The sequence below is a fragment of the Dellaglioa sp. CoH-57-MRSF-17 genome (genome assembly GCF_056782015.1).
On the sequence record NZ_JBXAXY010000001.1, the window covers coordinates 255,369 to 279,071 of the forward strand.

At 34.2% G+C, this 23,703-nt stretch carries 20 protein-coding genes and 1 pseudogene; 16 read left to right on the plus strand and 5 right to left on the minus strand.

Going from position 1 to position 23,703, the window contains the following annotated elements:
• Nucleotides 1-264 precede the first annotated feature (264 nt).
• Entirely contained in the window at nt 265-1,572 is a 1,308-nt protein-coding gene (locus AC1RPJ_RS01200) for a sialate O-acetylesterase (RefSeq protein WP_481760947.1), read from the plus strand.
• A gap of 62 nt (nt 1,573-1,634) precedes the next feature.
• Here AC1RPJ_RS01200 and treC read toward each other — a convergent pair whose 3' ends face one another.
• Both treC and treR read right to left on the minus strand, forming a co-directional pair.
• Nucleotides 1,635-3,281: an alpha,alpha-phosphotrehalase gene (gene treC / locus AC1RPJ_RS01205; protein ID WP_481760946.1), complete on the minus strand. Its 1,647-nt coding sequence runs from the start codon at nt 3,279-3,281 to the stop codon at nt 1,635-1,637.
• A gap of 17 nt (nt 3,282-3,298) precedes the next feature.
• Nucleotides 3,299-4,021, minus strand: coding sequence for a trehalose operon repressor (treR, locus tag AC1RPJ_RS01210; RefSeq protein ID WP_481760945.1), 723 nt, complete (start codon nt 4,019-4,021; stop codon nt 3,299-3,301).
• Between the two features lie 195 nt (nt 4,022-4,216).
• Here treR and AC1RPJ_RS01215 point away from each other — a divergent pair.
• Nucleotides 4,217-6,210 (plus strand): annotated as a pseudogene (locus AC1RPJ_RS01215) (PTS sugar transporter subunit IIABC).
• A 205-nt stretch (nt 6,211-6,415) separates the two neighbouring features.
• A complete protein-coding gene (locus AC1RPJ_RS01220) occupies nt 6,416-8,443 on the plus strand; it encodes a copper-translocating P-type ATPase (protein ID WP_481761140.1) in 2,028 nt (675 codons plus the stop codon).
• Nucleotides 8,444-8,497: 54 nt separating this feature from the next.
• On the opposite strand, the gene AC1RPJ_RS01225 is transcribed toward AC1RPJ_RS01220, so the two are convergent.
• Nucleotides 8,498-9,403 (minus strand): proline-specific peptidase family protein, encoded by a 906-nt coding sequence (locus tag AC1RPJ_RS01225; protein WP_481760944.1) that lies wholly within the window; start codon nt 9,401-9,403, stop codon nt 8,498-8,500.
• 165 nt (nt 9,404-9,568) lie between these two features.
• Here AC1RPJ_RS01225 and AC1RPJ_RS01230 point away from each other — a divergent pair, with 165 nt between their 5' ends.
• Nucleotides 9,569-10,561, plus strand: a complete 993-nt coding sequence (locus AC1RPJ_RS01230) for a biotin--[acetyl-CoA-carboxylase] ligase (protein ID WP_481760943.1) — start codon at nt 9,569-9,571, stop codon at nt 10,559-10,561.
• The gene (locus tag AC1RPJ_RS01235; protein ID WP_481760942.1) at nt 10,548-11,072 is read left to right on the plus strand and encodes a biotin transporter BioY; all 525 of its coding nucleotides are present in this window, start codon (nt 10,548-10,550) and stop codon (nt 11,070-11,072) included. The genes AC1RPJ_RS01230 and AC1RPJ_RS01235 overlap by 14 nt, the downstream gene beginning before the upstream one ends.
• Nucleotides 11,073-11,124: 52 nt before the next feature.
• Here the strand turns inward: AC1RPJ_RS01235 and AC1RPJ_RS01240 are convergent, their stop codons facing one another.
• Nucleotides 11,125-13,548 (minus strand): Xaa-Pro dipeptidyl-peptidase, encoded by a 2,424-nt coding sequence (locus AC1RPJ_RS01240; RefSeq protein ID WP_481760941.1) that lies wholly within the window; start codon nt 13,546-13,548, stop codon nt 11,125-11,127.
• Nucleotides 13,549-13,702: 154 nt separating this feature from the next.
• Here AC1RPJ_RS01240 and AC1RPJ_RS01245 point away from each other — a divergent pair, with 154 nt between their 5' ends.
• The 7 genes from AC1RPJ_RS01245 to AC1RPJ_RS01275 all read left to right on the plus strand — a co-directional run bounded on the left by AC1RPJ_RS01245 (nt 13,703) and on the right by AC1RPJ_RS01275 (nt 20,823).
• Nucleotides 13,703-15,304 carry a peptide ABC transporter substrate-binding protein gene (locus tag AC1RPJ_RS01245; RefSeq protein WP_481760940.1) on the plus strand — a complete coding sequence of 534 codons (1,602 nt, stop codon included), beginning with the start codon at nt 13,703-13,705 and terminating at the stop codon, nt 15,302-15,304.
• A gap of 133 nt (nt 15,305-15,437) precedes the next feature.
• Nucleotides 15,438-16,541 (plus strand): YibE/F family protein, encoded by a 1,104-nt coding sequence (locus AC1RPJ_RS01250; protein WP_481760939.1) that lies wholly within the window; start codon nt 15,438-15,440, stop codon nt 16,539-16,541.
• Complete coding sequence (locus AC1RPJ_RS01255; RefSeq protein ID WP_481760938.1) at nt 16,538-17,290, plus strand: YibE/F family protein; 753 nt, start codon at nt 16,538-16,540, stop codon at nt 17,288-17,290. The genes AC1RPJ_RS01250 and AC1RPJ_RS01255 overlap by 4 nt, the downstream gene beginning before the upstream one ends.
• 60 nt (nt 17,291-17,350) lie before the next feature.
• On the plus strand, nt 17,351-18,022 hold the full coding sequence (locus AC1RPJ_RS01260; RefSeq protein WP_481760937.1) for an MIP/aquaporin family protein: 672 nt from the start codon (nt 17,351-17,353) through the stop codon (nt 18,020-18,022).
• Nucleotides 18,023-18,130: 108 nt separating this feature from the next.
• On the plus strand, nt 18,131-19,306 hold the full coding sequence (locus AC1RPJ_RS01265) for a cation:proton antiporter (protein WP_481760936.1): 1,176 nt from the start codon (nt 18,131-18,133) through the stop codon (nt 19,304-19,306).
• Nucleotides 19,307-19,439: 133 nt separating this feature from the next.
• Nucleotides 19,440-20,279 carry a pyridoxamine kinase gene (locus AC1RPJ_RS01270; protein WP_481760935.1) on the plus strand — a complete coding sequence of 280 codons (840 nt, stop codon included), beginning with the start codon at nt 19,440-19,442 and terminating at the stop codon, nt 20,277-20,279.
• 1 nt (nt 20,280) lies between these two features.
• Nucleotides 20,281-20,823: an ECF transporter S component gene (locus tag AC1RPJ_RS01275; protein WP_481760934.1), complete on the plus strand. Its 543-nt coding sequence runs from the start codon at nt 20,281-20,283 to the stop codon at nt 20,821-20,823.
• A gap of 49 nt (nt 20,824-20,872) precedes the next feature.
• On the opposite strand, the gene AC1RPJ_RS01280 is transcribed toward AC1RPJ_RS01275, so the two are convergent.
• Nucleotides 20,873-21,052, minus strand: coding sequence for a hypothetical protein (locus tag AC1RPJ_RS01280; RefSeq protein ID WP_409021673.1), 180 nt, complete (start codon nt 21,050-21,052; stop codon nt 20,873-20,875).
• A gap of 174 nt (nt 21,053-21,226) precedes the next feature.
• Here AC1RPJ_RS01280 and AC1RPJ_RS01285 point away from each other — a divergent pair, with 174 nt between their 5' ends.
• From AC1RPJ_RS01285 to AC1RPJ_RS01300, 4 genes are all read left to right on the plus strand, one after another.
• A complete protein-coding gene (locus AC1RPJ_RS01285) occupies nt 21,227-21,781 on the plus strand; it encodes a guanylate kinase (RefSeq protein WP_481760933.1) in 555 nt (184 codons plus the stop codon).
• Nucleotides 21,782-21,859: 78 nt separating this feature from the next.
• Complete coding sequence (locus tag AC1RPJ_RS01290; RefSeq protein WP_409021670.1) at nt 21,860-22,300, plus strand: Fur family transcriptional regulator; 441 nt, start codon at nt 21,860-21,862, stop codon at nt 22,298-22,300.
• Nucleotides 22,301-22,369: 69 nt separating this feature from the next.
• A complete protein-coding gene (locus AC1RPJ_RS01295; RefSeq protein ID WP_481760932.1) occupies nt 22,370-22,864 on the plus strand; it encodes a hypothetical protein in 495 nt (164 codons plus the stop codon).
• An 18-nt stretch (nt 22,865-22,882) separates the two neighbouring features.
• Nucleotides 22,883-23,695 carry a DUF6681 family protein gene (locus AC1RPJ_RS01300; protein ID WP_481760931.1) on the plus strand — a complete coding sequence of 271 codons (813 nt, stop codon included), beginning with the start codon at nt 22,883-22,885 and terminating at the stop codon, nt 23,693-23,695.
• The last annotated feature ends 8 nt before the right edge of the window (nt 23,696-23,703 follow it).

Here is a 23,703-nt window from a genome sequence, read left to right on the forward strand (position 1 = left end):
ACAATAAAAAATAGGTACCAACATCCTTCATTAAAAAATGGCCTCTTGGATGTGATAACTATTATTTTTGTAAAACCCGGCGATTTTACACTGTTTTGACTGTCTTTATTCTAGCAACTATTATTCAAAATAGCTAGGACAAACAACTAAATAATAGTCAAAGTAGCTGACTAATCCATTTGATAAAAAGTCGATAGAGGCTTATCTTATGTTATAATTGTAAAGGATACTTAATGGACAGCGACTAGAAAGAAGGGTTTAACAGTGGCAACAACATTGCGATTAGCACCACTATTTACTAATCATATGGTTATGCAACAAGATCAGACAACACGTTTTTTTGGTTATGCAGAACCCAATCAAGAAGTAACTGTAACGATTTCAATGGGCGGTAGCGAAGATACAATTGAAACAGGAATTGCTGATGATACAGGATACTTTTTAATTGAAAGTATCTCATTTTTAGCACCTACAATTGTGACCGTTCTAGTTAAATCAGGAACAGATAAAATAATTTTACGCGACGTACAATTTGGAGATGTATTCTTGATTGCTGGACAATCAAATGCTAACTTCAAAATGGCTAAAGATGATGAATTTGATCATAATAAAACAATGCCAATGATGAATTTACGTTTTATCAATATACCTGAAAAGCAATCAACAGAAGAAAATCCATGGCAAATTGTTGATGAAGAAAATATTGGTAACGTTACAGCATTAGGCTATTATATGGCTAAGAAGGTTCGTCAATATGATGAATACACACCAATTGGCCTTGTATTATGTGCTAAAAATGGGACTTCAGCTGCAAGTTGGGTATCAGAAAGTACACTAATAAATAACGAGACTTTAAAAGCAGCTTATGTTGATACTAAAATTCCAAGTTTAGAAGAATCCGATAATTTATACGATACGATGTTATCACAAGTGGGTCCTTACCGATTTAAATTGTTAACTTGGTATCAAGGTGAACGAGATGCAGGAATAGATACAAAACATTATGGGTTACTTTTGAAAAAATTAATCCGTGAATGGCGCAAAACGCTTAAACAAAATAAATTACCAACTTATATTATTCAGTTACCACAATATAATCATAAGATAGCTAATTCATGGGCTGAAATTCGCGATGCACAACAAAAGTTTGCAGCAACAGAAAATCGGGTTTACTTAGTTACAGCTATGGATGAAGATTCAGCTAACGAGATTCATCCAAGTAGTAAAAGACAATTAGGTTATCGTGTAATCGAATTATATTCTAATTTTGGTAAATTCGATGAAATGCAAACAAGTCCACAATTATCTGAAATTTCAGCTGATGTAAAACAAATGCGTCTTAACTTTTCAAATTGTGAACAACTTGAAACAACAAATGATATTGATTTAAAATGGATCATGCCAGGGGATGTTTTAAAACCTGCAGTGATTGATTTAGGTACAAATGATATCAAGATTCGATTAGAAGAAGAATCAATTGGCTTACAGTATGCATATGCAAATGTAACTTCTGCCGGCTTATGGAACGAAAACCATATTCCAGTTAGTCCTTTTAAAATCTACTTTGATTAATCTTAATAAGTTCTAAATAAAGCAGCCTTACAATTTAAAATTGCAAGGCTGCTTTATTTTAGTTAGTCAATCAAAAAGGCAACTGACTGATATGGAGCTAACGTCATAGCTGTTTCTAATTTGATATCGGTTGGATAATTATTGATGACAGTTGATATTTCCCCGGTAAATGCAGGTAAAGTAATCGTTGTCGTTGTACCATAGAAATTATTTAAAACAATTAAACGTTGATTTTTTAGTATTCTTTGGTAAGCAAAAACTTGAGTATCGTCCATTAAAAGAGGTTGATAATCACCAACAGAGACAATTGGCAGAGTCTTACGTAATTTAATTAGTTGTTGATAGTAATTAAATATTTCGCCGCGTACTAATTCATTTTGAACGTTGACGATAGACTGATTCATTGGCATCAACCATGGTTTTTCAGCTGAGAACCCTGCATACTCAGAGTTATTCCATTGCATGGGAGTACGACTATTATCACGAGATTTTGCTTGAATAATGTCTAAGGCTTCAGTTTCACTGAGTCCTTTCGCTAATAATGTTGGGTAAATGTTTTTGGTTTCAATATCATTATAATCAGATAAATGCTGATATTGAGGATCGCTCATCCCAATTTCTTCTCCCATATAAATAAAAGGCGTTCCACGTAATAAATGAATAGTTGTCGCTAGCATTTCGGCAGATTTTTCACGAAAATGGACGGGATCACCAAAACGATTAATAGCACGAGGCTGATCATGATTATTCCAAAATAAAGCGTTCCAACCATGACCAGCTGTCATACCTAATTGCCAATCATTTAGAATGTTTTTTAAACTCATAAAGTCAAAAGGCATCGTCGTCCATTTATTTCCATGGGTATAGTCAACTTTTAAATGGTGGAAGGTAAAGACCATTGATAACTCGTTGTTTTTGCCTAACGTGTATTCAATACAATTATCGATTGAAGTAGAAGACATTTCACCAACGGTCACAGCATCAGGGTCTTGACCAAAACTAGATTCGTTAAGTTCTTGTAGATATTGATGAACTATTTTTTTATCTGTATACATAAGTCTACTATCAGTACCATAAGGTGCATCAAGTAAATTGACATCTTTACCGATGACATTGATAACGTCGAATCGGAAACCTTTAACACCTTTGTTGCGCCAAAAATTAACAATCTTGGCCATTTCTTTTCGAACTGCTGGATTATGCCAATCTAAGTCTGCTTGAGTTGGGTCGTAGAGATGAAGGTAGTACTTACCCGTATTTCCGAAAGCTTCCCATGCAGGACCACCAAATTTAGAATCCCAATTAGTTGGAAGCGAGCTATCTGGTTTTGCTCCACGAATATAATAGTAAGCCATATATTTTGGATCACCTTTTAGCGCTTTTTGGAACCATTCATGTTCAGTTGATGTATGGTTAAAAACCATATCCATCATGACATCGATGCCTACAGATTTTAGCTTGGTAACAAGTTCATCAAAATCAGCCATAGTACCAAACTTAGGATCAATATGATAATAATCTGAGATATCATAGCCATTATCATTTTGTGGTGATATGAAAAAAGGATTAAACCAAATCATATCAATATTGAGTTGTTTTAAATAAGGTATTTTAGCGATAATCCCTTGTAAATCGCCCAGGCCATCATTGTTACTATCATAAAATGATTTTGGGTAAATTTGATAAATAATTTTATCTTCAAATGTCATCGTTATTCTCCTATTAGTTATATTTTCTTCGTCCGTCGTGCAAAATCAACAAAACTAAAACGATCTGAGCGGTGAATAGCTTCGGTAATCTGAAATAAACGACTATCTTGTAAATAGGTTTCACTTCTTATGACAACAACAGATTCTGTTTTTGGAATGTTTAATAATTTTTGGATAGTTGTATCTGCTGGTTCAACTGTAATTTTTTTAATAGCATAACTGATTTCTAAGCCTAATTTATTTTCAAAATAATCATAAAGCGAATTTTGGGCAACTGCTAAAGGTATCTCAGGTACGATATCTGAAAGTATGTAGTCACGATCAATAACACTGGGTTCATTTTTAACAAGTCGTAGACGTTCAATAAATGTCGCTTTATCGCCAACAACAGACTTAGGTGCAAAACTCTCTATAGGAATAGTTGTGACAAGTAACTGTCTAACTTGTGTTTCCGAATTCATTTGAAGAGACTTATTCAGTTCCTCATATGAAGTAATACCTGAGACGGGAAAAGCGAATCGTTGAATATCTAAAACAAGCGATCCTTTGCCTCGAATTTTTTGAATATAGCCATTGGTTAGTAAATTTTGGAGAGCCTTTCGAATTGTTTCGCGAGAAGTACCGTATAAATGGCTCAATTGAATTTCACTAGGTAGGAATGTTCCTGATGCGTAAATATTATGTGTGATTTTAGTGACAAGATCTTGATAAATACCTAAATGTTTATTTTGGTTCGTCATAATAGTCACCTCCAATGATAAGGTTATTTTAACATAAACATTCTAGTCTATACAAGTATATATAAATGTTAATTTAAAAGAAAAGAAAGCGTTGACATCCTGTATAGACAGGTTTATTATAAGGATAACTTGAAAACGCTTAATCGCTGTAAGCGAATCTAGTTAAATAAATTAAAAAAAATGGGGGAGAGAACAATGTCGATTTTTAAAAGAAAACAAAAGGTAAATGATGATAAGTTTTACGCACCAGCAACTGGGGAGTTAATTGATTTAGAAAATGTGAGCGATTCTGTTTTTGCTCAAAAATTAATGGGTGATGGCTTCGGATTTAAACCAACCGCAGGGGAAATTTATAGTCCAGTATCTGGAACTATAACATTGGTTGCATCAACAAAACATGCTATCGGATTCACGATGGATAATGGACTTGAAATTTTATTACACATGGGTGTTGATACGGTTGATTTAAAAGGTGCACCATTTGATATTAATATTAAAAAAGGTGCTCGTGTTCATGGTGGTGAATTACTTGGGACTATGGATTTAACACAAGTTTCTGAAGCACAATTAGACAATGTTTTAATGGTAGTAATTACAAATACACAAGATAAATTAGACAAATTAACATTATCGGAACCACAACCTTTTGAAGGTGGCACGGAAGTGGGATCTGGTACTGCAAAAGGGGAGGAATAGTTATGGCAAAAGATTACACACAATTAGCTACAGACATTATCAAACAAGTCGGTGGTAAAGAGAATATTAAGAGTTTAATCCATTGTATTACGCGGTTACGATTTTACTTAGTTGATGAAAGTAAAGCAGACGATGAAGTGATTAAAAATTTAACAGGTGTAATTGATGTTCGTCATGCTGTTGGACAATATCAAGTTGTTATTGGACCAGCTGTTACTGATGTCTATGATGCAGTTATTGCACAATTAGGAACATCATACGCAGGTGGCGAGGTCGATGCTGCCGATGATGCACCAGCTGAGGAAAAACCAACAACATTCCGTGGAAAATTGAATGCTGGATTTAATACTTTGATTGGTGTTATCACAGGTTCTATGATGCCAGTAATTGGATTATTGGCTGCTAGTGGTATTTTAAAAGGATTACTTCAAATGGCTGTCGATTTTCGTTGGACAGAAGCCACATCACAGACTTACATTTTCTTATCAGCCATGGGAGATTCAGCATTCTATTTCTTACCTATTATTGTTGGATTCACAGCTGCACAGAAGTTAAAATCTGATCCAATTATTATGGCTATTGTTGGTGGTGTCTTGGTATATCCTTCACTTTTTGGTATTGCAACAGGAACAAAAGTGTTTGGACAACTTTTGGGGATGTCATTAAATACTAACTTATTTGGGATTCCAATTCATATGGTTAACTATACTTACAGTATTTTCCCAATTATTGCTGGAGCATGGTTAGCACATTATGTTGAAAAAGGACTCAAAAAAGTTATTCCACAAGTTTTACGAATGATTTTTGTACCATTGTTAGAAGTTATGATCGTTTCGGCCGCTATTATCATTATTGTTGGACCTATTATTACGTTAATTAGTACAGGTATTTCTATTATTTTAAACACAATTTTAACAGCAAACTACCCAATTGCAGGTTTTGTTATTGGTGGATTATATCAATGTTTAGTTATCTTTGGTTTACATTGGGCAGTTGTTCCTTTAATCGCAAACGATATTGCTTCAAAAGGCTACAGCTACTTAAATGCAATTGTTTCAATTACAATGGTAGCTCAAGGTGCTGCTGTAATGGCAGTTATGATTAAATCAAAAATGGCTAACATTAAAGAATTATCTGGTGGTGCAGTTATTGCAGCATTCAGTGGTATTACAGAACCAGCTATTTATGGGATTACCTTAAAATATGGGCGTGTCTTCTTAGCAGCTAATATTGGTGGTGCAGTTGGTGGATTAGTAGCCGGACTATTAAACGTTAATATGTACGGATTTACTGGTTCATTAATCGGATTCCCTTCATTCTTTACACCTTTAAAGTTTGGTGGAGGAATGAGTAACGAAATTAACTTTTGGATTGCATCAATTGTTACAATAATCGTAGCATTTGGTTGTACTTGGGTCTTTGGATTTAAAGATTCCGATGTACTTGCTGAAAAAGAAGTTAACCGTCGTAAAACAATTGGTAAAGATGCATAGAATTGTAAATTAACTAAAATGTTTATGTGATTATATAAAAATGTCAAAGGGATATTTATCTCTTTGACATTTTTTTTGTAACAGATAAATTATTTGACTATCTAAGTTTACAAGTGTAAACTAAAAATATAAATTAATGGAGGCGGTATAAATGGATCACAAAGATATGAAAGAAATGGATCACATGAATATGAATCATAAGGATATGAAAAATATGGACCACATGAGTATGGATCACATGGATATGGAAGGAATGGACCACGATCAAATGAACATGGGTGGGCACATGATGCATATGGGAAATCTAAAATTGAAATTCTGGATTTCTTTAGTTTTAGCAATTCCTATTGTTTTAATGACACCTATGATGGGGATTAACTTACCCTTACAGTTTACTTTCCCTGGATCTGATTGGGTTGTAGCACTTATTGGTACTGGATTATTTTTCTATGGCGGTAAAACATTTTTAGATAGTGCAAAGATGGAGCTTGCAGATAAAAAGCCAGCAATGATGACCTTAATCGCAATGGGTATTAGTGTGGCATACTTGTATAGCTTATATGCTGTTGTGATGAATAATCTTGTAGATCCAAGTCATCATGTTATGGATTTCTTCTGGGAGTTAGCAACGTTAATTGTCATTATGTTGTTAGGTCATTGGATTGAAATGAACGCTGTTATGTCAGCAGGAGATGCTGTTCAAAAATTAGCACAACTCTTACCTAAACAAGCACATATCGTTAGAGAAAATAAAAAAATTGAAGATGTTGATTTAACAAATGTTCATGTTGGAGATATTCTGTTAGTTAAAGGAAATGAAACGATTCCAGCTGATGGAACAATTATTTCTGGTAAAACAAGCGTCGATGAAGCTATGATAACTGGTGAATCGAAACAAGTTGAAAAAGTAGTAGATGATGAAGTCGTTGGTGGATCAGTTAATGGTAATGGAGAAATCCAAATGACTGTAACGGGAACTGGTGAAACAGGTTACTTAGCTCAAGTTGTTAAATTAGTCACAAAAGCGCAGTCAGAAAAATCAGATACGGAAACGTTAGCTGATAAAGTTGCGGGATATTTATTTTATGCTGCCATGACTGTTGGTATTTTAGCATTCATTGTATGGTTAATTACAGGGACATTTAGTCAGGCATTATCAATTCTTGTAACTGTTCTAGTGATTGCTTGTCCACATGCTTTAGGTTTAGCCATTCCATTAGTTGTTGCGAGAAGTACTTCTTTATCAGCTAAAAATGGCTTATTAATCAAAAATAGAAATGCGCTAGAAGTTGCACACACAATTGACACATTACTTGTTGATAAAACAGGAACTTTAACTGAAGGTCATTTCGTGGTAACCGGATATAAAACATTTACTGATCAGTTTTCTGAATCAGAAATTATCGGATTGATGGCGTCGTTAGAACGTGGATCGACACATCCTTTGGGTAAAGGAATCATTCAAAAAGCAGAAGATTTAAAAATTGAGATTCCAACTGCAAGTGAAACACAACAAATTAATGGTGTTGGATTAGAAGGACATATTAACGATGATGCATTCAAAATTGTTTCTGAAGCTTATGTTAATAAACAACAGTTATTAACGGATGAAATGGCTTCTGACAACGAAGGAGATTCAATTAGTTATTTAATTCAAAATGAAAAAGTGATTGGGTATGTTGCTCAAGGGGATCAAATTAAACCAGAATCATTTGGTTTAGTCGAAAAATTAGAAAAAATGAATATCAAAGTGATTATGTTAACTGGTGATAATCAACAAGCTGCTGATAAAGTTGGTGCAAAACTAGGTATTGTAGATGTTCGTGCTAACTTAATGCCTGAAGATAAGGCTAAAATTGTTAGTCAGTTAGAGGGCGAAGGACATAACGTTATCATGGTTGGTGACGGTATTAATGATGCGCCTAGTTTAGCAAGTGCAACAATAGGGATGGCAATTGGTTCAGGTACGGATGTTGCTGTCGACTCTGCAGACGTTATATTAGTTAAAAGTAATCCGATGGATATCATAAAATTTTTGAAATTAAGTCGAAACACAAGATTGAAAATGATTCAAAATCTTTGGTGGGGTGCAGGTTATAATATTATTGCATTACCATTGGCTGCCGGCGTTTTAGCACCAATTGGCTTTATTTTAAGTCCATTAGTGGGTGCAGTTGTGATGTCGTTAAGTACAATTGTTGTTGCAATTAATGCAATGATGTTACACGATTAAGAGATAAAAAAATACCACCGTTGATAGTAGTTATCAATGGTGGTATTTTTTAATTTAATCTTTAAAATTGTCGTTTTCAACATCTGATAAGAAGGTACTTAAATGATCAAAGTAAACAGGAGCGTTATCGATCATATGATGATGACCACCCTCAGGAGTTGTTTCAAGACGAGCATGTGGAATTGTTTCTGACATTCTTTTAGCTGTTGCTAAAGGCATTGTTTCATGTTCGCCAAATGTGATTAATGTTGGGACAGTAATATTTTTAATGCGGTCACGAGTAGACCAGTCTTTTAATTTACCAGTCACAACGAATTCATTGTTACCTTGGAAGTAATTATAAACGGGTTCAGCCATTGTGCTTACTAAATGAGAAATTTGGGCTGGCTTTTTACGATCAACATAGCCGTCATTTAAAATATCGACATAACCTTGGTAACGGTCATTATCAAGATCGTTATTTTTTTCACATTCTTGCATGTAGGCAAGCGCATCAGCATCCAATTCTTTAGCACGAATAGCATTAACGTTTGCTAAATATTCGTTAATATCATCAGTCATACTTGAGATAATAGCACCTTTTAAATGGTCACCATATTTTAAGGCGTATTCTTGAACAAGAGCACCACCCCATGATTGACCAATTAGGTAGAAGTTATCTAAACCTAATTTAATACGGACTTCTTCAACTTCATCAATGAAGTAATCAATATTAAGAAATTTATCAACATTTTCTTGTTTAGTAAAATCTGGTTGATCAGAATACCATGAACCGAGTTGGTCATACATTGAAACCTGAACGCCAAGAGGTGCTAATTTTTCAGCAAAATTTTCGTAATATTCATGTGTACCACCAGGCCCACCATGTAGACAAAGTAGTTGGATATCACCTTGTCCTTCAGTATGAGTCCAGAGATGATAACCATTATCTAACGTAATAATTTTCGTTCCGTATGCCATATTAATCCACCTAATTTCTTAAGAATAGATTAATCATAGCACTTTTATGATTATTTACCAGAATGAAAGTGAGGATGGTATTTTTTTAAGAGTGTTAGTTGCATATTTTAGTGAGTTAGCTTAAAGTTATGTTAACTAATAAAATTAAAAGGTTAACGGTGTAAAATGAAAACTAAAGACAGTATTCTAAAAATATTAGCTGGACAACAAGATACTATTATTTCGGGAGAACTATTGGCTGAAAAACTTGGCGTTTCGAGAACTGCTATTTGGATGGCTATTAAGAGTTTACAAGAGCAGGGTTTTGACATTAAGACGATTCCACAAAAAGGATATAGTCTAAATGATGGTAATCAGTTGAACGCACAACTAATTCAATCTTATTTAACAACTGACATGATGCAAATTGAATTATTTGATGAAGTGACATCTACCAATGTATTGGCGAAAGAGCGTTCAAGCCAGCCCGATATACAGGGTCCACTGTTAATAGTGGCCAATAGTCAAACAGCAGGATATGGTCGATTTGGTCGAACATTTGAATCACCAGAAGAGACTGGGATTTATATCAGTTATTTATTGAGAATTGATCAACCTATCAAAGATGTTGGTCAGCTAACGACAGCAACTGCCATGGCGGTTAGTTATGCTTTAGAAAATAAATTGAAAATTCAACCACAAATAAAGTGGGTGAATGATATTTATTATCAAAATAAAAAAGTCTGCGGGATTTTAACGGAGGCTGTCACAGATTTTGAAACGCAGCAAGTGACAAGCTTAGTTATAGGGATTGGGCTAGATTTTAAAACAGACCTTAAAAAATTATCTCCAGAGTTACAAGATAAAGTGGGTTCATTAATTGATGAATCGAATAATGTCACACGGAATGAGTTGATTGCTGAAATTACCAATCAATTTATCCAAATCTATCAGAATTACCAAAATGGTGACTTCATGAATGATTATCGTAAACGGTCACTAGTTATTGGACAGACAGTTACTTTAAAAAGTGGTCATCAAGAAATTATTGGTACAGTTGAAACAATTAAAGATGATGGACAGTTGGTATTGAGAGATAAAAATGGGCAAATAACGACTTATATGGCTGGTGAAATTACAAAGGTGAATGTGGAAGGCTTAACAAATGGGACAAAATAAACAGTTAAAACAATTAATTATAGCAGCAGAGTTAGCAGCCGTTTTGGGTGTTTTATCCCAGTTAACCATTCCATTGGGGCCAATCCCGTTAACGTTACAAACCATTTTTATCGGATTATTATCGAGTTTGAGACCGGTTCAAGAAGGATTAAAAGCGGTGGGCATTTATCTCCTATTAGGATTAATAGGAATCCCAGTTTTTGCTGGATTTCATTCGGGACTTTTTTCTTTAATTGGACCAACAGGTGGTTATTTATTTGGTTTTTTAGCCTATATTATCTTAACGGGGCTGTTTTTAAAATGGTATGGTAATGGTCGTTGGCAGTTGTACATGGGGAATTTATTAGGTGCTAGTGTGCAATTAGTTTTAGGAGCAATCTGGTTAATGGTTTACCAACAAACCTCGATGCAACAAGCATTTTTAATAGGTATTTTACCATTTTTGATTGTTGGATTTATTAAAGTTATTTTTGTGTGCGAATTGTCTCATTACTTAATACGTAGATATTGATAAATAAAAAAAGAAAATCATCAATAATTTTTTTGATGATTTTCTTTTTTATTTAGAATAATGATACTGTACTAACAGATTGATAAGGAATTTTAAGACGCGAATTAGCTAAGTTAATAGTATAACTATCTGAATCGTTATTTCGTAAAGTCATCCCAAAATCTGTTGCGTAAATGATTAATTCAATCTGATGACCTTCCTTAATGTGATAGGCAGTTGGTTGTAAATCAAAATCTACTGTGTTGAAAGTTCCTGGAAGGACAGAATCATTTTGATAACGATTTGTCCTATTTTGTAAATTGATATGACCTTTGGAAATCATTTTCCAAGGAGTTTTTGTGGGATTTTTAGTAAATTCAACCAAATCATCTTCACGCCAATGAAATCCCATATCTAAAGATTTTCGTTTGAGAATGGATGGCACGGGGGTGAGTCTATTTTCTTCACCATAATCGATAAGCATGCAACTAATGAGCCCTTTTGTTTGTAGTGCTGCAACAGACAATTTTATGTGAGCAGAACCGGAAATAAACAGCGGTTCTGTTAATGGTTCTGAGATTAATTGGATTCTATTTTTAGCCATTTCTGTTTCTTTAGTTGAAACTAAAGCTTGATTCCAAAGATGATTATCTCTGACGTAGTTGTTAAAAAGGTCAGTTGGTAAGTTATCTTTGAAAGTAGCAAATTGGTGAGCATCTGATGTGACTGATTGTGTTAATTTATTTTGTTGGAAATGATAGGATTGGGTAGGAGAATCCGGGTCTGCCCAATCATCATAAGTGTGCCACGTTTCAGCTTCTAGGTTATCTTGTATGGTGACATTGGGAATAAGTGTCTCAGCACCATTTTCGATATTATAAAGTTGATTTGATAACCATAAATTCATCATATCAGTGAAATCTAATGAGCGAAAGTTATTGATATAGATATGTTTACCTTGGTGTAAGAATAATTTTTTAACAATAGGTAAAGGACGTAATGCTTGCCAAAGTTGTTCAACTTGGCGAGGTTTGACGTTCCAATCATTTAAACCATGGACCATAACAATATTTGCTTTGATATTTTTAGTTTGGTTTAAATAATTACGTTCATCCCAAAATTTATTGTAATTACCAGATGCACGGTCTTGTCCTATAGATAATCGATTCATAACTTTGTCAAAGTAGTCTTGAATATTAGCGTAGTCGGCGGCATCTTTTTGGCGACTTAAACAAAGCGCAGCTAAAACATCTGCATCTTCACCTTGGCAAGCTTCAGGCGCGACGACTAGTCCATTTTCACGATAATAATCATACCAACTTGAAATAGCGGCTTCAGAAATGATTGTTTTTAAGCCGGATACACCAGTTGTTGCAGCTGCAGTAGCAAGCGTACCAAGGTAAGATTTACCAGTCATAGCAACGTTACCATTACTCCAAGTGGCTTTAATTGATCGATTATCGAGTTTATTTGTGAATGCTTGCCGATGTCCCGTTAGCCATTCAATAATGGCGACGGTTGATACCGTTTCTTCAACACTCCCACAAGTACGAATACCATCTGATTCTCGAGTACCAATACCAGCTGCATAGACGATTGCAAATCCTCTAGCTAGCATGTAATCGTTGAATGTATACGAAGATTCACGGCTAAAGGTTTGCTCAGTTTCTGTTGATTCTGAGAGGATTGATCGTGGTTCGGGTAAGTTGGATTTCTGATAGTTATAGGTGATATCAGATTCAGTTAATTCAGTAACTGGTTTTTCGGTAAGCGGGATATCAACGTTGCGCATTAATTCAGAATCATCATTTGTGCCTTGATTGTAAGGACTTGCTGTATAAAGAATAGGTACTTTTAGTCCGGATGTAACTAGTGGTCTTAAAATTTCTGTTTTTAATAAATCACGTTGACCATCTTGGTCAGTATCTAATGGGGCTTCAACGTAGACGACTTCACGAATCAGTTTAGTTGTATCAAAAACAGGTTGCGCTTTTCCATTGAAAAATAAAGGTTTCGCATCTTTATAAAATGAAACAAAGTACCCTTTATTTGCTAGTGTATCTGTGAAGACTTGGCCATTTTTGGTATGTGTTGTCAGTAAGAGATACCATGCGGACCAAAAATCATTAACGGATTCAATAATTTCAATAGAAGGTAACTGAATTTTAGCCATTGCCGTAAATGGGTCATCAATTTTGAAATCGACATCGACTTCAAATTCTAGTAACTGTAATGCAACATTATAAAAGATAACAGGTGTTAATTCCTTTTTTGTAGTAAAAAATTCATAAACAGAAATGGATTCTGTCGCTAATAAGGACATCATTTTTTGTTGTTTCGCACCGATTGTTTGATAGTCGATGAGAATTTTATTGAGTAATTGTTCAAATAAATGTGTAGGATTGGTTTCGGAGGCTATATACAAATTAATAGCTTTAAGTTCTTTTATTTGTGTCTCAAAAGTAGGTGTATAGTTAGCAAATTGATTATTTTTCATAAGTCAAAAACTTCCTTTCAGAATTGAGTAAGACACTGGGTTAAGTATAGCTTAAATGTAAAGTTGGTTGAAATGATACGTCTTTATTGACAAAAAATAAGTAACTAGGTAAAGTTAATCACATTAAGGTAACTAAAAAAGGAGAGTGTCTAAAGTGAGAAGGAAAATTGCGGTAGTTTTAAGTATCATGTTTATAGGGGTGCTAGCTGCTTGTTCAAAAACAGCGACGAAAGACGATAACATATTAAAAGTGGCTGTAACTGATCAATTAGGCACTTTAGATTCTACTAAATACAGTGATACATTTAGTGTTGAAGCAATACAAAACGTTTATGAAGGATTGTATACGTATAATCAAAAAAATAAACCAGTGTTAGCTGCAGCAAAAAGTGTGACGGTTAACAAAGCAAAAACAGTTTACACCTATAAATTAAGAGCTGAGAACTGGTCAAATGGGACTCCTGTTACAGCAAATGACTTTGTTTACGCTTGGCAAAAACTAGCAAATCCTAAAACAGCATCACCTAATTCACAACGAATTGATATTATTAAAAATGGGTTTGCTATCCGAAATGGCAAGATGGCCGTTGATAAGTTAGGTGTTAAAGCGCTGAATAAAACAACATTAGAAGTTACTCTGGCACAACCAATTAGCTATTTACCAGAAGTATTAACGGGTGCACCATTTGTACCTCAAAATGAAGCTTACGTTAAAAAACAAGGTAGTCAATATGCAACGGATTCACAACATATGATTGTGAATGGTCCTTATAAATTAACTGATTGGGAAGGAACTAATAACAAATGGTCATATGTTAAAAATACCAGTTATTGGAACGCTAAATCAGTTAAGTTAGCTAAAGTTGACGTTCAAGTTGTTAAAGATGGTGCAACTGCTGGCAAGTTATATCAAACAGGGAAGATTGATTTCTCAATGTTAGCAAATGATTATGTTAAACAATATAAGAATGAAAAAGGGTTCGCAACACGTAAAACACCAATGATTGGTTATTTAGGTTTTAATACTAAGCGTGAGGCAACTGGTAATAAACATATTCGTAAAGCAATTGCGCTAGGATTTAATAAAAAATTATTAGCTAGCAAAATTCTTAATGATGGTTCATCTGCATTAAATGGAATCGTCCCAGCTAAATTTGTGTCAAATCCGATTAATGGGGAAGATTACCGTAAAGAAGCAGGAGACTTGCTTGCTTTTAATAAAAAAGAAGCTAAAGCAGAATGGGAAAAAGGACTTAAAGAGATCGGTAAGAAGGACTTAACAATTGAAATATTGGGTTCTGATACGCCAGAAGCTAAACAAGTGATTGAATACTTGCAAGCGCAGTTAGAGAGTAACTTACCTGGATTAAAAATTAACGCACGTAATATTCCAATTAAATCGCGATTAGCAGCAACAACGGCTTACCAATTTGATATCGTTTATGGGACATGGACACCAGATTATGCTGATCCAATTAACTTTATTAATGATGGTGGCGCTTATCATTTAAATACCGATTACAAAAATGCACAATATTTAAAAGATATCGATCAGTCTAAAAATGAATTTGCAACAAATCCAACGAAACGTTGGAATAGCTTGATTGATGCTGAAAAGCAATTGGTCGAAGAAGATGCTTATACAGTACCTGTTTTCCAAGGTGCAATGGCCTACTTATTGAACCCAGATGCATCCGGATTACACATTAACCCATATGGAACGACATTATTTTATCGTGACATGTCTATTAAGTAGATAATAGTTAGCTGTTTCAAAGCTTTATAAAGTTAAAATAAGATAGATTAAAGTCTGGCCTTTGGTCGGACTTTTTTTGTTGTAAAATGTTAAACTGGTGGAAGTGTATTAATAATAAATGAGGTGTGAACCCATGAAAAAGTTACTTCAGAAGAACATTATTTTAATTCTAACGATTATTATCGGTGGCATACTCGTAATAGGTGTTAAATTTGATCAAGCACTGTATTCAGATACGATTGTTAAAATAACACAGGTTAAGGATGAAAAAACTGAAAAAGTAACAGATGAATTTGAAAATAAAGATACACAGACTAAACAAAAATTATTTGGAACTGTGATGAATGGTAAGTATAAAGGGCAAAAAATAAGACTACCAAATACATATTCTTCATCTCGCGCAAATGATCAAAAATACCAGAAAAATGATCAAGTATTTGTAACGATTAATCCTCATAAAAGTGGATTAACTGGTATTATTGATGGGTTCAAACGAGATGTCGTCGTGGCCATATTAATTTGGATTGCCGTTAGTATGCTGGTAGGATTTATGCAGTTTAGTGGCATGATTGCTGTATTAAGTATCGTCTTAAATATGATTATTTTCTTTTTAGCCATTAAATTTGAAATATTCGTTAATATTACGAACTTCTTTTGGATTTTCGCAGGTATTGCTCTAATATTTGCAGTACTGACCTTGAGTTTGGTAATTGGCTTTAATCGACAGATGCTGGTCACGTTATTGGCAACTTTGACGGGAACTAGTTTATCGTTAATCATTAGTGTCATTATTTTAAAACTGACAAATGATCAAGGGATGCATTACGAAGCTCTATCTTATGCAACGCAAGCGCCAAAGGAACTATTCCTTGCTGCCACACTACTAGGTTCTCTAGGGGCTGTCATGGATGAATCGACAGATATCGTTGCAACACTATTTCAATTAAAAAAAGAACAACCAACTATTTCATCGAAAGAACTTTTTAAATCTGGACGTGAGGTTGGACAATCGATTATGGGACCATTAATTAACGTCTTATTCTTAATTTTTATTGCTGACATTTTCCCACTTGCCGTTTTGTACTTTAGAACGACCAATACAATTGGCTATACTTTTTCATGGACCATGGCTTTAGGAGTTGTCCAAACATTAATCAGCGGTATTGGGATTGTCATTGCGATACCTGTCGCAAGTTTTTTTGCAAGTCGATTAATCAAAGGGGATGACACATTATGATTACAATTGGTTGGTTAAGTGCCATTTTATTTGTCTTAATGGTCATTGTTGGAGGAATGAATGGTGTTCGTTCATTTTTAAGCTTATTTTTTAATTTTATCATGTTATTTTTTACGATTATTTTAATTACGGGAGGATTTCCGCCGGTAGCAGTGACCCTAATTAATGGCATTATTATTTTAGCTATTACGATTTTTCTTGGTGATGATAATGTGCAAGTTACTGAAACTGCTTTTTATGCTTCGTTAATTGTTCTGGTTATTCTCGTTCTTTTGATTATTCCAGTTGAACATTTTGCTGCAGTTCAAGGTTTTGGTGCAGAAGATAGTGAAGAAATAGAAGCATTTTCGTTATTAGTAGGCGCTAATTTTATGCAAATAGCGATTTCAACAGCTATTTTTAGTACTTTAGGCGCAATTGCTGAAGGTGCGATTGCAATTTCGGCTGGCTTAAATGAGATTATTGAACAAACACCAACAATTGATTTAAAAAAGTTATACGCAGCTGGTATTAGTATTGGTAAACATATTATTGGAACAACGTTTAATACACTATTTTTTGGTTTCTTTGGTGGCTTTTTAGCGCTATTTATTTTATTAGTACAGACGCATGCTACATTCGCAGATATTATAAATGATAAAATTTTTGTTGCAGAATTAATAATGATTTTATTTTCTATTATAGGTGTTATTCTAGCGGTTCCAATTACAGCATGGGTTTTAATTCAAAAATTAAAAATAAAAAAATAATTGAAATGAGTTTATGGTTATGTGTATAATTAAGAGATACTAATATAGGGGGATTTAAAATTGAATTATAAAAATTATATTGCTGAATTTATCGGCACATTTTTCTTGGTATTATTTGGTACAGGGGCAGTTACGTTAGGTAACGGTAGCCCACTTGTTATTGCACTTGCATTTGGTTTAGCTATTACATTGATGGTTTATGCTATTGGACCTGTTTCAGGTGCACACATCAATCCTGCTGTTTCATTAGCAATGTACATCAACAAGCGCATGTCATTGACTGATATGGTTGCTTACTGGGTTAGTCAAATCTTAGGTGCGATTGTAGCATCTAGCGTGGTTAAGATGATTATTTCATCAATGACAGATACATCAAAAGTTGCTGATGGTTTTGGTTCAAATAGTTATGCAACAATTCCTGGTGGTATGGCATTTTTCGTTGAAGCCTTATTCGCATTCTTATTCATCTTTATTATTTTGATGGTTACGAGTGAAAAATTTGGTAACAGTAATATTGCTGGCTTTGTGATTGGTTTAACATTAACAGTACTTATCTTTGTTGGTTTACCACTTACAGGGGTTTCAGTTAACCCTGCTCGTAGTATTGGACCTGCACTTTATGCCGGTGGCGATGCACTTTCACAACTTTGGGTATTTATTCTTGCACCATTAGTTGGTGGTGCTATTGCAGCATTCGCAGCAAAATATATTTTTAACAGTGAAGAAGCTTAATTTAATTAAGTGAATCATAAGCAGTGAATTCCGAGAGGGAATTTGCTGCTTTTTATTTTTAATGTATGTTATGGTTAATATAGATAGTGACAAGTGAGAGGAGAAATAATGGCATTTTTAGGAACGATTTGTTTAGTATTAGTGGCAACATCAATTGCGGGTCATGTCAGCACACGAATTGGTGTTCCTAGTGTTATCGGGCAATTATTAGTTGGTGTTTTACTTGGACCAGCAATGTTGAATTGGGTCCATTCAGATCATTTATTTGCGATGTTCGCAGAAATTGGTGTGATTATTTTAATGTTTATGGCGGGATTAGAAAGTGATTTAGATCTACTTAAAAAGTATTTAAAACCGGCCTTATCAGTTGCGACTTTAGGTGTTGTCTTCCCTATCTTAGTTGTCTATTACTTTGGTCGAATTTATAATTTTGGATTTGAATCGGCTTTATTTTTAGGTGTTATCTTTGCGGCAACGTCAGTTAGTATTTCCGTCGAAGTCTTGAAAGAATTAAAACGATTAGATTCAAAAGAAGGTGCAACAATCCTAGGTGCGGCCGTTGTGGATGATATCTTAGCTGTTGTTATTTTAAGTGTATTAGTTAGTGTATTTGGTAATATTACAAGTACCGGTGATAGCGCACAAGCTAACATTTGGATTGGCTTCTTATTAGAATTTGTTTACTTCATTGGTATTTTAATCCTATTCAAGTGGGTGGCGCCTTTCTTGATGAGATTAAGTGAACGATTATTAGTTGGCTCATCGATTACGATTATGTCACTGGTTATCTGTCTAGGTATGGCCTACTTAGCTGACTTAGTGGGGTTAAGTGCTGTTGTTGGTGCCTTTTTTGCAGGAATTGCAGTGGCACAAACACCGTATAAAAAAGAAATTGATGCCAATATTGAACCAATTGGTTATGCAGTCTTTATTCCAATGTTTTTCACGAGTATTGGATTAAGCATGTCATTTGATGGATTTATGAAAAATATTTGGTTTATCGTTATTTTAACGATTTTGGCCGTCCTCACAAAATTACTAGGTGGTGGATTAGGTGCTAGGTTACTTGGATTTGATTTAAATAGTGCATATGTAATCGGTGCGGGGATGATTTCTCGTGGCGAAATGGCTTTGATTATTGTCCAAATTGGGTATACCGCACACTTGTTGTCGACGGAATACTATTCGGCAGTTATCATGGTAATTATTATTTCAACTATCGTAGCACCGTTTATGTTAAAACATGCGATTGGTCGACAAAATAAAATTGAATTGAAGAAATAGTTGAACTGTTGAGGAACTAGCCTAGTGCTAATTTTTCAACAGTTTTTTATTTTTAAATGGTTACTAAATATCGCTATTCTGGCGTATTCATTTTATAATGAATTAAATAACTTCAAATGAAGAAGGTGGAATAATGAAACAATTATTGATTGCACAAGATTTATCTAGTGTTGGTGGTGTTTCATTAGGGATTGCGGTTCCTGTTTTAGCTAGTTATCAACAACGGACGACAATATTGCCAACAATGTTATTAAGTAGTCATACAGGTGGATTTGGAGTACCAATGAAGGTAGACATCTCACCATTTATAAAAGCTTTTGAAGAACACTGGGCAACTATTCCAGTTCAATTTACGGGCGCATATTTGGGCTATCTAGGGACGGCAGAAAGTATTAAAATGATGGGGATTCTACTAGATAGGTTATCTGATGATAAAGCACTCACCGTTATTGATCCAGTTATGGCTGATCACGGCACGTTATATTCAGGACTGACAAACGACTATGTAGAAGAATTAAGCATGTTATGTTTAACGCAAGCAGATTTAATTTTACCCAATTTAACAGAGGCTTACTTATTGGCAGACTGTAATTATCAGGAAAATCCTAGCGAGGCAGAAATTAAAAAGTTACTAACACGTTTATTAAAGAAATTAAATTTAAAAGCGGTTATAATTACAGGAGTTACAAACCAGAAAAATCAAATTGGTGTTGTTTTTCTAACAAAAGAAGGCGAATCAGGTTGGGTATTAAAAGAACAACGTGAGAATCATTATTTTGGGACAGGAGACTTGCTAGCAAGCTGCGTAGTGGGTGAGTTAATGAATGGTCATTCACTAAGGGAAGCATTGGAATTTGCAGTAGAAGTAACATGGAAAGCGATGAGTAATTCTGATAATGAAGGACTTGATCAAAGGTTAGGGGTTAATTTTATGAGTATTTTACCCGATATTAACGATAGAATGGAAAAATAAAATGAGAAATGAAAGATTAAGAAGCATTATTTTAGCGGGATTATTTGCGGCAATTATTTATATAGGTATCTCAGTTTTTAGAATACCAATCCCAGCTATGGTGGGAAAACCATTTATTCATTTCGGTAATTCACTAGCAGCATTGGCCGTGATTTTTTTAGGGTTTAGTTATGGCACAATTGCAGGAGCGATTGGTCTGGGATTATTTGATATTTTGAATGGTTATGCAGATACGTCATATTTTACTGTACTAGAAGTAGTGGTTATTGCATTACTAATTACGGTTGTTACGAAAGGATTAAAAAATTATCATGGTAAATATTGGATTATCATTATTGCTGCAACGGCAGGAATTGGTAAAATAGGAACATCATATTTAGTTTCGATTGGTGAAGCAATGATTAAAGGTGTTAGTTTTAATGTCGCCGCTGTTCAGGCGTTTTTAAGTTTACCTGCAACTGTTGTTAATTCAATCTCGACAATTATCATTGTTAGTTTATTATACGTACCCATTAAGCGATTGATGGTAAGGTTTAATCGGTAAAAAAGTCCAAATAAAAAAGGGTTGATGTGCGTGAGCTCACATTTACCCTCTATACAAATTGTCCAGATTGAACATATTTCATTTCTGTTGATAAGTTGGAAACGGCTGTTTCGATTGTTACCCCAGAACCTGAAATGGCTGGATTATTTTTTGAACTAGCAATAAAGATTTGTTTTTCAGTGTCTAAAGAAATCGTATACCAGTTTTTACTAAATGTTCCAAATTTCATAAGTGTGTATCCTCCGTATTTCTATATCTTACTACCATGAAAGCGCATTCTACTTTCTTTAGTAGAAGCTTAGTATAGTACGTACATAAAATGAATGCAAGTCATTTGTTTTATATTAACCAAAAATTTTTTAAATAATATGAAGAAGTCTAAAAACGATAAAGGGATGATTTAATGCAAAAACGAATATTCGTGATCACGGGTGCTCCGGGAACAGGTAAAACGACGATTAGAGACTATCTAACCAAGCAATTTGATGCCAAAAAGGTGATTACTCACACAACTAGGCAACCAAGAGTTAATGAAAAAAATGGTCGCGATTATTATTTTGAATCCGATGAAACTTTTTTTAATTTTCATTATTTAGAACATGTTGAGTATGATCGCCATTACTATGGTTCATCAAGAGAAGCGATAGATGCTGCTTGGTCAGAGGCAAAAAATGCGACAATTGTACTCGATACGGCAGGTGCCATCACGTATTCAAAAGAATTACCAAAAGAAACAGTTGTCTTATATTTGTCTGTATCGGATAATCAGATATTACAAGATCGGTTAATTAAACGGGGAGATACGATTCGAAATCGAAGTTTACGCTTAGATTCTGGTGAAGCAAAACGAGACATGAAACTTCCAGCAGATCTTGAAGGTATAGCACATGTCATTATTAATGACGATTTAGTTGACGCAAAGAAACAGATTGATCAGTTAATTCAATCATTAGGTTAAGAGTGATTGCTTTTTTTAGTTGATATGGTATTCTTCTTAAAGAGTAACCATTATTATTTAGAAATGGAGATAAGCCTTTTGACTGAATTAATTGATGATGCATTGCATATACTAAAAGAAAATAAATATAAAATTACGAAACAAAGAAAAAGTTTATTAACGTATTTAAGTCAGTATGAGGAAGCTTATGTTGACGTTACAGTTGTGGATGACTATATGAGAAATAAATATCCAGGGATGAGTCATAATACAATTTATCGAAATATCAAAGAATTTAAAGAAATGGGTCTTGTTGAGCAACGGATGAATGGTGAACGAGCCTGTGTAAAATATCAATGTGATTTTAGTCACAAACATCACCATCATTTTATTTGTACTTCTTGTAGTAAGGTGGTTGAACTTGATAGCTGTCCGCTAGATTATTTTGTAAAACAGTTACCAGGTTACAAAATAGAAGAACATAAATTTGAATTACATGGGATTTGTGATGAATGCCAAAAAAAATTATCGAAAAATTAAGTTTATCTTCGAATAAACTTCAATAACAAATGGTTTAATGGAAAAAGTACAAAATTGGAGTGAGAGTTAATGGCATATAGAACGCCACCATTTATAACACCTTTTGCAATTGTTTCTATCGTACTTGCATTGGGCGCAACTAACGTTGTTGTTAACAAAACAACGAATACAAACGAAGGAGCAACAGTTTCTTCAGTAGCTTCATCACCGTCGGAAACTAAACCTAAAGTAGACGATAATTCGAGTTCCAAAGAAGTAAGTTCATCTTCTGAGACGAGTTCTTCTGATTCGTCCTCTTCATCAGAAAGTTCAAAAGATGAGTCTAGTAGTTCAAGTGCTGCCGATGAAACATCAAACAAATCAGCAAGTACAAGTGCCGATAATACAACGGATGATAAGAGCGCGGAAACAAGTACCGATGACACAACTGATACAAGTACAGATACTGATACAAATGCGGATAAAGCTAGCTCGGCAACAAGCACAAGTAGTAGCGTGAAGAATACTAAAACGGTAACGACTGACAAAGCCAAAGCCAGTGCAGAAACGACAAATACAGACTAAGGATTAGGAGGTAAATAAATGTTTAGTTTACTAGATTTAGCAAACCATTATTTAGGGTTTATTAATGTTAATTTAAAATTAAAAAATAGAATTTATACTGTTTTAGGCTTTCTTGGTAATTGGTATTTATTGTATATCGCATCACGATATTTCATAAATGGTTATTATGTTAGAGGTAGTTTGTTTATTCTTGCTTTTTTTGTTTTATTATATTTTATTGTTTTAAATGTTATTCATTATTTTACAAATAAAACAACTAAATTTGATCCTTCACCGAAAATTGAAAAATTGTTGGGCGGACCGCCTAAGGAAGAAATTGAAGGAGATAAACGTCGCCGAATGCAACCAGGTTATGTTCAAACGAATGGCCTATTTGATTCTAAAATGCTGATGCCAGCGACACTTAGGACAAATAGAAACGAAAAAGTAAGTATTCAAAAAATTGCTGATCAAATGAAGCAAGTTAAGTATTCAGATTTTGATTATGATGGATTGTCAGATGATGCTATTATAAAAGAAATTCAGAAAACAGGAAAACCAGTGTCAGAGTTAGCACAGCCCGTTGCTTTTCCATTTTTTGAATTAAAAATAGAAGACGAAAAAATGAATGTTTACGCTGGAATGAATCAGATTGATAAACAATTGATTGGTCGCCTAACCCATGTTGGTTTATCTGATATTGAAACGGCTAAAGAACAATATGATATTTACTTAGCAACAGCAACTATTTATGGTGGTAATCAGAAGGTTGCTGGTCGATCATCAGTTATTGAAGAATCACATAAATTTCACGTTAAAGTTCAAATTGCCTATAAAGAAAAAGAAAATTAGTAAAAAAG